The organism is Patescibacteria group bacterium (assembly GCA_041659905.1).
GTDB lineage: Bacteria > Patescibacteriota > Kazan-3B-28 > Kazan-3B-28 > UBA10110 > UBA10110.
Map to the genome: position 1 here is coordinate 152,015 of JBAZXK010000002.1, position 12,747 is coordinate 164,761.

At 43.4% G+C, this 12,747-nt stretch carries 14 protein-coding genes; 8 read left to right on the top strand and 6 right to left on the bottom strand.

Annotated features, from left to right (window positions below; genetic code table 11):
* Window positions 1–7: 7 nt before the first annotated feature.
* From WC805_02645 to WC805_02660, 4 genes are all read right to left on the bottom strand, one after another.
* Window positions 8–2,137 (bottom strand): UvrD-helicase domain-containing protein, encoded by a 2,130-nt coding sequence (locus WC805_02645; GenBank protein ID MFA5967388.1) that lies wholly within the window; start codon window positions 2,135–2,137, stop codon window positions 8–10.
* Between the two features lie 111 nt (window positions 2,138–2,248).
* On the bottom strand, window positions 2,249–2,911 hold the full coding sequence (locus WC805_02650; protein ID MFA5967389.1) for a hypothetical protein: 663 nt from the start codon (window positions 2,909–2,911) through the stop codon (window positions 2,249–2,251).
* A gap of 27 nt (window positions 2,912–2,938) precedes the next feature.
* Window positions 2,939–3,241 (bottom strand): hypothetical protein, encoded by a 303-nt coding sequence (locus WC805_02655; GenBank protein ID MFA5967390.1) that lies wholly within the window; start codon window positions 3,239–3,241, stop codon window positions 2,939–2,941.
* Window positions 3,229–3,786, bottom strand: a complete 558-nt coding sequence (locus WC805_02660) for a hypothetical protein (GenBank protein MFA5967391.1) — start codon at window positions 3,784–3,786, stop codon at window positions 3,229–3,231. Before WC805_02660 ends, WC805_02655 begins: the two co-directional genes overlap by 13 nt.
* A 202-nt stretch (window positions 3,787–3,988) precedes the next feature.
* Between WC805_02660 and WC805_02665 the strand changes: the two genes are divergently transcribed.
* Entirely contained in the window at window positions 3,989–4,762 is a 774-nt protein-coding gene (locus tag WC805_02665; protein MFA5967392.1) for a helix-turn-helix domain-containing protein, read from the top strand.
* A 105-nt stretch (window positions 4,763–4,867) separates the two neighbouring features.
* Here the strand turns inward: WC805_02665 and panD are convergent, their stop codons facing one another.
* Entirely contained in the window at window positions 4,868–5,209 is a 342-nt protein-coding gene (panD, locus tag WC805_02670) for an aspartate 1-decarboxylase (GenBank protein ID MFA5967393.1), read from the bottom strand.
* Between the two features lie 76 nt (window positions 5,210–5,285).
* Window positions 5,286–6,731 (bottom strand): radical SAM protein, encoded by a 1,446-nt coding sequence (locus tag WC805_02675; protein MFA5967394.1) that lies wholly within the window; start codon window positions 6,729–6,731, stop codon window positions 5,286–5,288.
* A 194-nt stretch (window positions 6,732–6,925) separates the two neighbouring features.
* On the opposite strand from WC805_02675, the gene WC805_02680 reads away from it, so the two are divergent.
* The 7 genes from WC805_02680 (at window position 6,926) to mltG (ending at window position 12,364) form a co-directional block, all read left to right on the top strand.
* Window positions 6,926–7,699: a helix-turn-helix domain-containing protein gene (locus WC805_02680; GenBank protein MFA5967395.1), complete on the top strand. Its 774-nt coding sequence runs from the start codon at window positions 6,926–6,928 to the stop codon at window positions 7,697–7,699.
* A 44-nt stretch (window positions 7,700–7,743) separates the two neighbouring features.
* Window positions 7,744–8,487 carry a YebC/PmpR family DNA-binding transcriptional regulator gene (locus tag WC805_02685; protein MFA5967396.1) on the top strand — a complete coding sequence of 248 codons (744 nt, stop codon included), beginning with the start codon at window positions 7,744–7,746 and terminating at the stop codon, window positions 8,485–8,487.
* 479 nt (window positions 8,488–8,966) lie between these two features.
* Window positions 8,967–9,767: a hypothetical protein gene (locus tag WC805_02690; GenBank protein ID MFA5967397.1), complete on the top strand. Its 801-nt coding sequence runs from the start codon at window positions 8,967–8,969 to the stop codon at window positions 9,765–9,767.
* A gap of 90 nt (window positions 9,768–9,857) precedes the next feature.
* On the top strand, window positions 9,858–10,448 hold the full coding sequence (gene ruvC / locus WC805_02695) for a crossover junction endodeoxyribonuclease RuvC (protein ID MFA5967398.1): 591 nt from the start codon (window positions 9,858–9,860) through the stop codon (window positions 10,446–10,448).
* 9 nt (window positions 10,449–10,457) lie between these two features.
* Window positions 10,458–11,015, top strand: a complete 558-nt coding sequence (gene ruvA, locus WC805_02700; GenBank protein ID MFA5967399.1) for a Holliday junction branch migration protein RuvA — start codon at window positions 10,458–10,460, stop codon at window positions 11,013–11,015.
* Window positions 11,016–11,114: 99 nt separating this feature from the next.
* A complete protein-coding gene (locus WC805_02705) occupies window positions 11,115–11,306 on the top strand; it encodes a hypothetical protein (protein ID MFA5967400.1) in 192 nt (63 codons plus the stop codon).
* Window positions 11,307–11,380: 74 nt separating this feature from the next.
* The gene (gene mltG / locus WC805_02710; protein ID MFA5967401.1) at window positions 11,381–12,364 is read left to right on the top strand and encodes an endolytic transglycosylase MltG; all 984 of its coding nucleotides are present in this window, start codon (window positions 11,381–11,383) and stop codon (window positions 12,362–12,364) included.
* The last annotated feature ends 383 nt before the right edge of the window (window positions 12,365–12,747 follow it).

Genomic DNA, 12,747 nt, shown 5'->3' on the forward strand with positions numbered 1-12,747 from the left:
AAAAGCTTTAGAGGGAGGCTGAGGTGGGAGCAACTATTTTTTTGATCGGAGCCAAATTGCGCGCCAATCGTTTGATACCGAATTGTTGGAAGGCGGCGATTACTTCCAATTTATCTACGGTAATCACTTTACCGGGACCGAAATGCTTATGTTCGATCCAATCCCCAGGTTTAACCTTGAGGGCTGGGGAAACTTCTTCAATGGTAGTAGTGGTATGAGACATTTCGTTGCCGTCAACTTTTAACTCTTCTGGTATATCATCAATAAACCGAGATGGCAAACTGGGGGTAAAAGTGCCGAAGATCAGACGCTGGACCGTATAGATTAAATAAAGCTTTTTCTTGGCTCGGGTCATCCCGACATAACACAAGCGACGTTCTTCTTCTAATTCCTCTTCGTCTAGGATACTGCGGGAATGCGGAAACAGGTTTTCTTCCATTCCGGCAATAAACACATAATCAAATTCCAATCCTTTAGCCGAGTGCAAAGTCATTAAACTAACAGCGTTTTCGTCTGCATCATATCTATCAATATCTTGGATCAAACTGACTTCTTCCAAAAAGAGTGGTAAAGCGATTTTGATATCTAGAATATCATATTTTTCGATGACGCTCTTAAGTTCCCGGACGTTTTCAATGCGAGTTTCACCTTCAATAGTTTTATCATTAAGCCAAACCAAATAGCCAGTTTTTTCTAAGAGATAATCGAACAATTTAGAAAGCACTCGTTTACCCGACCTGGCTTCGGTAAATACTTGTCCCAGTTTTCGGAGTTCGGCTTGGGCTTTAGCTCCTACCGGCACATCTAACAGAATTTCGCTGGTCGGCTGATTGTGCACTGTGGCGTATTTGACTAGTTCTTCCCAGGTTTTCTCCCCTACTCCCCGGGGCGGCAAATTGATGATTCGCTTTAAACTCAAATCATCCTGCGGGTTATTAATTACTTTCATAAACGCCAGCACATCTTTAATTTCTTTGCGATCGTAGAACCGAGTACCGCCGATGATCCGGTATGGGATGTTTTGTTGCAGAAAAGCTTCTTCTAAAGCGCGGGACTGGGCGTTGGTGCGATACAAAATCACAAAATCATTAAAGTCGAGTTTAGGGTCAGCCGATTTGCGCTGGAGAATTTCTTGGATGATGTATTTTCCCTCCATCTCTTCGTTAAAGACTTGTTTGATAGTGATCGGCTCGCCTTCGCCGTTTTTGGTCCAGAGTTCTTTTTCGCTCCGATTTTTGTTGGCGGAAATGACAGCTGCCGCGCTATTTAGGAGATTTTGGGTAGAACGGTAGTTTTCTTCCAGTTTAATGGTTTTGGCTTTTGGGTAATCTTTGTGGAAATTCAAGATATTGCGGTAATTCGCCCCCCGCCAACTGTAAATCGATTGCCAATCGTCGCCTACCACAAACAGATTCTTATGTTTTTCGGCCAACAACTTGGTTAATTGGTATTGGGCGGTGTTGGTATCTTGATACTCGTCCACCATAATATATTTAAATTTGGTTTGGTATTTCTTCAAAACATCCGGATTATTGCGGAATAAAACTACTGTTTGCATCAAGAGGTCGTCAAAATCCAAGCTGTTGTTGGCGAGGATAATTTCTTGGTAGCGGGGGTAAACTTTAGCCACTACTTTTTGAAAGTAGCCATACGCCATTTCGGGATATTCTTCGGCATTGATCAGTTCGCTTTTGGCGGAAGAGATGTAATTTAATACCGCGCCGGGGGCGAATTTCTGGGTGTCCACATTTAAGTCGTTCATGGCCTGTTTTACCGCTGTGGTTTGTTCGTCAGTGTCTAAAATAGTGAAATTTTGATTGCGGCCGATGTGTTGAATGTCGGCCCGCAAAATCCGCGAACAGAGCGAATGGAAGGTACTGATATGAAAAGCTTTATCGGATTTTAACTTCAGCAGATGCATGATCCGTTGTTTCATCTCGCCGGCCGCCTTGTTGGTAAAGGTGACGGCCAAGATCTCGCTGGGGGTAGCTTTTTTGGTTTGCACCAAATAAGCCACCCGGGATGTGAGGGTTTTGGTTTTGCCGCTCCCGGCTCCCGCCAAGATCAGCACCGGCCCTTCCGTGGCCTGCACCGCTTTAATCTGCTCCGGGTTCAACTTGTCTAATAAATCTGTCATACAACCTTGTGTCATCCCGAGCGTAGTCGAGGGATCTTATATATTACTCATATTAACTTATCCTATTATCCCACAACAAAAAACCCACCTCTCGGTGGGCTGATATTTTCCCTAGCGACCTAGAGAGTTGCGAACAAATTTCTGTGCAAGTTTCTCCCCTTCTCGCACGAGATTTTGCACAGTTTCTGATCTGAAGCTGCAATTTGGCCAATTCATAGGATCAGCACTATCCAAACCTCCTTCTTTGGCAGCCGCTTCTATCAGGGAGTTGACTGTATCAACAAGCTGTTGTCCGGTCTGAGCATCAGCAAAGGGAAGATTTCCCATTATCTTTCGAGCGGTCGATGCGTACCAATACAATCGGGCAATAGTCGCGGACGAGATAGTTGTTGGATTACCGACCATGTCCCTTTCCTGCCAAGAACTTCCTACCTTTTTTACATCAATCACTCCAGCGATTTCTTTCATAATCTGAGCGAAAGGTTCGAAGTCTGATTCCTCAGTCAATGCGAAACGTCTAACCAATGCTGTCGAATAATCTGTGAATGTTCCACTTTCGGCAAAGCAACCAGACATATATAAGTTGCCCTTCAGTTTGCCTTGGACAGCTTCATTGATTTTTTCATTATCCATAAGAACAGAGAAATGTTCCATTTCGACGATTACGTCATACTTTGCGAGCTCCTCTTTCTTTTCTGTTGGTATGACTGATGGTTCTACGACGTTTTGTTTCTTTCCCTTAAACTTCTCGATCAATCTCAGGAAGATATTCATGGCTTTTGCTCCTTATTTCATTCGAGATTAGCCCGCCACTTTCGTGGCGGGTTCCAGAGACCATTTAACACAACGCCGACGGTCATTTTTATTAGTCAGAATTGTGAATGCTTTTCTTTGCTGCAATAGGGTCGTTGCAAAAGGTTCGATGACATCAGTTTTTATAATGATTGGATCTGGCCACTCAATGTCTCCAACAGTTTCATCGCAGCGCTCCCCTGTAATAACAAGCTCACCAAAACTGATCTGGAACTTTTCATTCTTCTTAACGAAACAATTTCCGCCACTAATGAGCTTGACCAATTCGTCAAAGGTATTTACGTGTCGCATTGTGTCGCCTCCTTGGCCTTGGATGGGGTAACAAGATAGACAATGTATTTTGTGGCATCGTAGCCGACGGTGTAGAAGAGGAAGATCCAGAACACTCGCCAATCACCGCTGAATCCGCTATATATCACAGCTGGAACTGGATAGTACAACATACCTTCATACAGGTTTCTGACAAACCTATTTGGCGCTTTGCCTCGCCATCGATCTTTGATTGAGCCGAACAGAACAAATACCAGGTAGAATGTCAGAAGCAAACCAATTTCTGGCTTAGCGACTGCTAAGAAAGTGATTATGATCATGGTTGTGGCGATTTGGTGATTTAGGTAGTCTAGTCTGCCTCTCACCAAGAACGCTAGGTTCATGGCCAACATAATGTTGGCTGTAGCTGGCCCTCCTAGCATAACTAATGCGGCTCCCATAATTCCCCAGACAATGCCGAACAGAATATCGGCTCCGGAGAACCAATAGAAACCATGTTCGTTATGGAGATCAGCAATTTTCATACTGATTCCATAGCCGATGGCAATCAGCAATAATAGCCCCATGGTTATTCTCCTTATTTTTTCGTTTTTCTGTTTTCAAGATTGCAATTTTCTGCTTCCAGACTACATTATTTGTAGATTTGTGTCAATAAGTTCGGACAATTAGAAAACTGTTTTACGGTCATTTATAATCTGATATTGCTATATAAAACCAGATATGCTATAATATTTGTTGGTACGAATGAACAAAATTTAAGATTTTGAAATGGCTAAGACAATCGAAAGATTATTAGGAGAAATCGGGCTGAGCGCCAAGGAACAGGCGGTTTACCGAGCAGTAGTTGAACTGGGTGATGCGCCAGTGTCCCCGATCGCCAAAAGAGCTCGCATTAATCGAGCAACAGCTTATAGTATTTTGGATCATTTGATCGGAAAAGGATTAGTTGCTAAATCCGAGCAGAAGAAAAAACTGCATTATTCGGCTAAGGGTACCGGTGAACTTGAAGAATATCTGATGTCCCAAAAGGCTAACTGGGATGGCATCATCCATACCTTTCATCATTTAAAACCTGAACTGGAAGCATTGTTAGGCAGCGCGGGAGTAAAGCCGACGGTAAGATTCTTTGAAGGGAAGTTAGGAGTAAAAGAAGTTTTTTTTGATCAGATTCGCGGTGATCATAAAGAAATCTTAGCCTATGGTTCGGCGGGCAAATTAGAGGAACTAATGGGGAGTGATTATTTAAAGATGTTTACTAAACAAAAATCTAAAACCAATATCGTTACCAGAGCGATTTTGCCGGACGAACCCATTTCGCGAGAATATGTCAAAAAATATTATCCTGAAAAAGGCAAACAGCTATTCGATATTAAAGTTGTGTCTCCCGATGAATTCCCGATGGAGATGGAAATGAACATTTATGGTAATAAAGTTTCCATGATCTCGCTTAACCCTGCCGAGCCGGTTGCGGTTATTATCGAAAGCCCTGCTCTAGTTCGCAATCAACGTATCATCTTTAATCTTCTTTGGAAGCGATTATAATAGCCAAACTTTTTAGCAAGTTAAAACCCCTGTCAGAGATCTGGCAGGGGTTTTAGTTCTTAAAGATGAAAGAACTTTCCTAGATTGTTTTATACCATCAAAGCTCTATAGAAACCTTACAAACTTATTATTTTTATCAACTAATACATTCTTAGCTTTGATTAATTTATTAGTCAATTCAAAACCCATAATAATAATTTCATCGCCAGTTTTTATCAGAAGGGCGGCTGCTCCATTCATGCAAATAGTACCCGAACCTTTTGCTCCAACAATTACATAAGTTTCTAGTCGCGCACCGTTGGTGTTGTCTACAACGAGAACTTTTTCGCCTGGCCAAAAACCGGCTTTAATGATCAAATCCTTGTCTATAGTAATACTGCCAATATAGTTTATATTGGCTTCTGTTACAGTTGCTTTATGAATTTTTGATCTCATTAAATATCTCATCATTTTTTCTAATAAAAACTAAATAAGAGTATTAAGAAAGTAGAGGAGACTCCCTAAGAAGTCTCCATTTAATCAATCATTTGGGCCATTCTCTATTGGAGAACCAGAGTTCTCCTCGATCTCCATTGATGTGCCGTATAGCCGAGAAGAATAAGTCGCTCACCTCTTGAAAGGTGAAATTTCTTGAGTTCAACTGAGGGATGTTTATGGAATACCTACTCCAGTTTTGCCATCCCCCATGTAGTTCAATACCGCTTTCCGGCCTGATGCGGTATTCTCCCCCGCCTATTGATTCCATTATTTCGTGGAACCTTCTTGTCCCTGGGAGCAACGAAAAGCAATAAACCACATGGAAATCTGAGAGTCCCTCATCTCGTAAGTTCTTTGCGAACTTAATTTGATTCTCCATTCCCAGGATGGTTTGCTCAGGAAAACCCATAATATGAGAGGTGTACACCCAGAGTCCTCTCTTTTTAGCTGCCCCCAGGATGCTTCTATAGTGAGACATCAGCTGCTCGGGAATTTGGTCGGTTGTCTTTCCTCGCAGATTAATTGGGATAAACAATGTCCGGCAGTTAGTATCTGCCATGTAGTCGATAAGTTCGGGTGTCAGGTTCTCTAACTCAAGTCCACCATTGTTCTCCCAAGACAGACCATGCTTTTTAAACAGCCGCATTACTTTTATTGCCCAGTCCCCTCCTCGGGAAAAGTTGTCGTCCTGAACAATGACATGGCTGTAACCATTTTCTCTCAACAGCCTAAGGTGATTTGAAATCCAGGAAAGGCTGTGTTTCCTAAATTTTTGTCCCCACATCCAAGGAGTGCAACAAAATCCGCATTTATTTGGACATCCTCTACTCAAGATAACATCCAAATATTTTTCTCCGTGTGCAGACCCTGCGTAAGTTGGGCTTGGAGTAAGAGGGATCTGCTGAATCAGTTCAAGATCCAAAGACCCCAAGCAGTCCAAATCTTCTACAAGATCTTCTGGCGGATTAATGCAAAATTTGTTGTTTCTATCCAGATAGGCCACGCTTCCTGACTGCTGGATTATAGAAGGGTTGTCCAGGTTTGCAACGATATTCCCCATTACAACCTCTCCTTCACCAGTTACTACATAATCAATCAGGCTATCCCTTAAGGTTTTCTCAGGAAGCGCTGAAGCATGAGCTCCACCACAAACCAGAGGTATATTGGGGAAATACTGCTTCAATAGTTTTGCAGTTGTGAGAAATCCCGTGTACCCCACAGTGGCCAGTAAGGTTATGCCAATGACATCTGGCTTGAAATCAGATATCCTTTGGGTAATTTCCTTGTCTGGCAATCCATACTCCAACGTTTCCGAGGTAGTCTTTCGGAGGGTGCCCCAGCCCTCTAGGGCTGAATCAATTACTTGGACTTCGTGATGCCCTAAGTTTTTTAAAGCTGATCCGAGGTACCAAGTCCCCAGATTCAGCGCAGACTTTTTCAGATCTGCTCTGTTAGTGATCAATGGGGGGATTACCAGAATTACTCGTTTCATGGTTACTCTCCTTTTTCAAGCTACATTGATTTTGCGCTCTGATGGCTCAATACTATGATAAACTAATAAATTTGTCAATTATCATCCACAGTATAAATAAATAAAATAGCTGGATTATATCAGTATTTACAAAAGTAATCAGATATGTTAATATATTTGTGGGTGCAGTTCCACAAAATATAACTTTTTTTAAGATGGCTAAAACTGTTGAACAATTACTCCAGGAGATCGGGTTGGGCCAGAAAGAGCAGGCAGTTTATTCGGCGGTGGTGAGTTTGGGCAATGCGGCGGTTTCCCCTATCGCCCAGAAGGCCCAGATCAATCGCTCGACCGCTTACGATATCCTAGAATCCTTAACCCACAAGGGTTTAGTGTCGCGTTCGGAAGAGAAGAAGAAGATTCACTATTTTGCCACTGGGATTAACGAACTAGAAGAATATATTCTGGCACAGGAAACCAATTGGCGGACCGTGTCAGATAGCTTTAAGGGGCTTAAGACAGAACTCTCGGCTTTACTGAATAGTTCGGGCACTAAACCGGTGATGCGATTCTTTGAAGGCAAAGCCGGAATCAAAGAGGTATGGTTTGACCAAATTCGGGGGGATCATAAAGAAATCCTCTGTTATAGTTCGGCCAGTAAAGTCGAACAGGCTTTGGGCGAACAGTATTTAAAAGTTTATGCTAAGCAAAAGATTCGCAGTAAGATTAAAACAAAACTAATTGTCCCTGGTGAAAAAGCGTTGAAGGATTATTTCTCCAAGTACTACCAGCATTCCACTAAAGATCTGTTTGCCATCAAAACCGTGCCACCGGATAAGTTCCCTTTCGAGGTGGATATAAACATCTATGGCAATAAAATCTCGATGATTTCTTTGAGCAAGCACGAATTAACCGCTGTAATCATTGAGAGTCCTGTTTTAGCCCGCAACCAACGCATGATTTTCGACCTCCTGTGGAGTTTACTCTAGCTTATTGCCCAATTTGGTATACTGGGTCTATAACCAGTTTTTCTATGTCTGGACACTCAAAATGGGCTACAATCAAACGGAAGAAAGGCGCGCTAGACCAGAAGCGCGGGGCTTTGTTTACCAAATTGGTGAAAATCGTGGAAGTGGCGGCCAGAGGCGGGGCGGACCCGGCGATGAATTTTAAATTGAAATTGGCGGTGCAAAAAGCTAAATCGGCCAATGTCCCTCTGGCTACGATTGAGAAGTCCATCAAAAAAGGGAGCGGACAAGACAAAGAAGCGAGCCGTCTAGAAGAAGCAACTTACGAAGGATTAGCTCCCGGAAATGTGGCGGTAGTTATTCAAGCCCTAACTGACAATAAAAATCGGACTGTGGCGGATTTGCGCAATATTTTTACTAAGGCTGGCGGGAATTTTGGCTCCCCGGTGTCTTGGCAGTTTGACCATCGCGGAGTGTTGGAAATCAGCAAATCAGGCAATGTTGAGGAGCTCGAGTTAGCTGTGATTGATGCGGGGGCATTGGATTTTTCAGATGCGGGAGATGTGGTGGAGGTATATACCGAGCCGAAAGCATTGGACCAAGTGAAAAACAAGTTGGAGTCCGCCGGATTTAAAATAACTTCCAGTGCTTTGGGGCTGGTGCCGAAAAATAAAACTGTAATTACTGACTCAAATATGGCTCGCCGGGTGTTGAATTTTTTGGATGCCTTGGATGATTATGATGATGTAACGGAAGTGGCCAGCACTCTGGATGTTCCGGATGAGATTATGGCAAAACTCGAAGATTAATTCCCCTCCTGCCGGAGGAGGGGTTGGGGGAGGTGGGAGTATATTCCCCGAGCGGAGTCGAGCCTGCCTGCCGGTAGGCAGGGGGCTACCTTTGATTTTGTAAAATCAATAAAACTTTTTTCTTATTACCTTTCTAGAAAGGTAACACCAAAGTCCCGGGCAGTCGCCCTCGCTCTGCAGTAAATCATAAAATCGCCTTCCTGCTCTCGCCCTAACAGACAACGGGCTACGCAACAGCGATTTTCTGTCTGCAGTACGCTCGGGCTCCAATGCCCGGTTGACGGAGAAAGACAAAGAAATATAGTGATTTTGCTATTTGCTATCTGAATTTGCTCAATGGGGTTGAAAGACAAAGTCGTCCTCCTCCAATGGCTTAGAGGAAGGAGAACCACAGAAGTCAGGGATAGGAAGGGATTATTATTGACCAGGAGCTATTTTTTGGTATATTTAGATCACATTGACAATAAGGACGGTGAACCATGATGGCCTATATCCCCCCGAAAGCTGATGAACTAGGCCATGGAGCCAATGGTTTATCAGACGAGGAAGATTATTTGGATCAACAAGCGAAAGTAGCGGAGCGCGTTTACACTTACTTAGAAAAATTGCATCTTACTTATGAAGAAGAATTCGAAGGAATTATTACTGGAGAACTATTTAAGCGCATTGAGCAAGAGTGTGGAGTAGATGTCAAACAATTCGGTAAATATTTTGGAATTCTACGCAAGAATGAAGCTCCCATGTGCAACCTATTTTGCCCCGGGGTTATATTGGGATTGGTAGCAGATGCCCCTCAGCATAGACACGGCCGAGGTGACAACAATGAACTACTAGATACCCAACAGAAACGTGATAAGTACAGGCGCACCAGTTTAAAGCAGCATATAGATGAATGGCTACTGCTCAAACATATTTATGATCAGATTAATCCGGATAAACAGGACGAGAATACTGGTCGATCTATTTTGGCCGACACAAAAAATTTGATTAATCAGATGCATGATTTGATTAACCCGATCATTGAACAAATCATCCACGACCCCTTAGTTATTCGAGAAATTCCAGAGTATCTACTGGAAAAGATAGGCGAATTGGAAATGCGTGGTATGGCCAATTTGCGCAAATATGGATTGTTACCAATAGTGGTGCTCTATTATGAGATAGGCGTTACAGGTACGATAGGTAAACCTGGCAATAGAGTGGATTGGTTTAAAGCGGGTAAACCTACTCCGAAAGAATGGTTTGAAAGATGGGGGTTGACTCCACCAGAAGAAGCCTAGTAGTTAGTATTCCCACGTTCTAAAAAGCGTGGGTTTTTTATAACCCCACCCCTCCTCCCCTTATCAAGGGGAGGTTGGGAGGGGTGTAAAATGGAAACAATGAACAAGATTATTTTAGGATTGGATCCGGGGACGGCGACAACTGGGTTTGGGGTAGTTAAAGATACTAAAGGCCAAGTTGAATATGTGGATTGCGGGTGTATCATTACTACACTCAAAAGTATATCCCCAGCCCGCAAAGCTACGCTTAGCGTTGCTGGCGAGCCTGCCCGCAATGCTCCCGTCACAACTTCGCAGATGTTGGCGGGTGCTGGCGGGCCTGCCGAACGACTGCTGACCATTCAGAAATCTCTGGAAATTTTAATTAAAAAATATCAGCCGGATATTTTAGCAGTAGAGAAATTGTTTTTTACCAAGAATATTACTACCGCCATTTCAGTAGCAGAAGCCCGCGGGGTAATTTTGGTCACAGCCGCCAAACATAACTTGGAAATTGCGGAATATACTCCTTTGCAAGTGAAACAGACCCTGACCGGATATGGTAAAGCCGATAAGCAACAGATACAGCGGATGGTTAAATCTATCCTGAAGCTTCAAAGCATCCCGAAGCCGGATGATGCCGCCGACGCCTTAGCGATAGCGATTTGTGCGGTGCACCACACAGTTAAAGTTGGATGTTAGAATAAAGATATGATCGCATCGGTTTCGGGAAACATTATTCATAAGGGTATTGATCATCTGGTGGTGGAAGCCGGCGGGTTGGGTTATAAGGTGTTTGTGACGAGTGATGTGATAGTCAAAACCCTGTTGGATCAACCGGTGAGATTATTTACGCAGTTAATTGTGCGGGAAGACAGCCAGTCACTGTATGGGTTTATGACCCTCCAGGAATTAGAATTGTTTAATTTATTGATTAGCGTGTCGGGGGTAGGCCCTAAAATTGCTTTGGCGGTGCTGTCGGCCGGGAAAATTGAAGAGCTGCGGTCGGCGATCGGGTGCGGCGACAGCGCTATTTTTATGGCGGTGAGCGGAATCGGCAAAAGGACAGCTGAACGCATTATTCTGGAATTAAAATCCAAAGTTGGCGAGATCGGCACGAGCGAATTAAACGGCAGTTCGCAAGAAGTTATCACTGCCCTGTCAGGATTAGGCTATAATATGTATGAAATTCGCGAAGTGATCAGAAAAATTTCTCCGGAATCTCCCATCGAAGAAAAAGTCAAAGAAGCATTAAAATTATTAGGGTAGTATTTATATTAAATATTGAAGGTAGTCCCGATGTCCCGAATTCGCCTATTGGCGACATCGGGAAGCGGGACATGTCCTTCGGACATGGAGGGAAATAATATGGCCAAACATGATGAGTGTAAGTGTGGTGGGGTGCATTTATTCGGTGACTGGTTTTATATCGTTTTGATTTTATTGGTGGCTTTTGTAGTGTTAGGGGTTAATCTTGGCTTCTTGGGCGTTTATCTATTCGCTTATTGGCCGGTACTGTTGATTGCAGCCGCTATTAAAGAATTGATTGAGCGCCGCTAAGTTTTTTAGATCAATTTAAGATTAAAAATCCGGCTCCTAAGAGGGCCGGATTTTAGAGTGGTAAAATAAATATAATGAAGACTAAATATTGGTGGCTAATTAGTGGCGTGGTGGCCGGCATCCTGATCTTGGGGGGCGGTTATTATGTTTGGTTGGCCCCAGCTGGTTCTAGCCAGCAACCTAAGCAGTTTGTGGTGCAGTCTGGCGAGGGCATTGGCATCATTGCCGAACACTTGCAGAAAGAGAATTTGATTAAATCTGCCTGGGGTTTTAAATTATATCTCAAACTAACCGGGCAGATCATTGTGCAGCCCGGCACTTATGAGTTGTCCCCCGCTCAAAGTTTGCCCAAAATAGCTAATTTGATTGCTAGCGGCTCGACTTCTAATGTAACCCTGACTATTCCGGAAGGATTTACTTTAGAGCAGATTGCCGAAGAAGTTGCCCAAAAGAATATTGCCACTAAAGAAGAGTTCTTAAAAATTGCCAATGATTTTCCGCCAGATTATGATTTTCTGAAAGCGCGGCCGGCTGGGAAATCTTTGGAAGGATTTTTGTTTCCCGATACCTACAAGCTAATCAAAGGCGATCCCACTTTAGCAATCCGGCGGATGCTGGATAATTTTTCGACTAAATATCATTCCGAGATCCAGCCGGATTTGGGCGACCAGGATTTGTATAAAATATTGATCATAGCCTCATTAGTTGAACGCGAAGCCCAAAAAACCGAAGACCGCCCGATGATTGCCGGAGTGATTTATAATCGGCTGAAGATCGGGATGAAATTAGATATCGATGCCACGGTGCGTTTCATTATTAATAATTGGAAGGATCCCCTGACACGAGCCGATCTCACGGTCGATTCGCTCTACAATACCCGCCAACATGCGGGGTTGCCTCCGGGGCCGATCTGCAATCCTGGTCTGGCAGCGATCGAAGCGGCGTTGCATCCCGCCGAGCACAAATATTATTACTATCTGACTGATCCGGAAGGGGTAACCCATTACGCTAAAACTTTGGCGGAACATAATCAAAACAAAGTCGAATATTTATTATAGTTTTGATACTCTGACAGAGTATTGCAGAATTTTTCTTGTTACTTTCCCGAGGAAAGTAACCAAAGTCTTCGGGCAGTCGTCCTCACTCGGTATTTAACCAAAAATCTACCTTTCCGCTCTCGTCGGTGTAACCGACTTTGCAGCGGTAATTTTTGGAATACCTATCGCTCGGACTCCAATGCCCGGATGGGAACAAAAGCCCTCCTCCAATGCCAGGACTGAAGATAAAAACATCTCTCCTTCGATGGTTGGTGATAGAATAGCTTGACGCAAAGAGGATTTTTACATAGTATGCTCATACAGATCAACTGATCTGATGTTCTTTAAAGGGAGCTAAATCTAATGCCAACCATATTCAGGTATTTGTTGGTAGTAATTTGCTT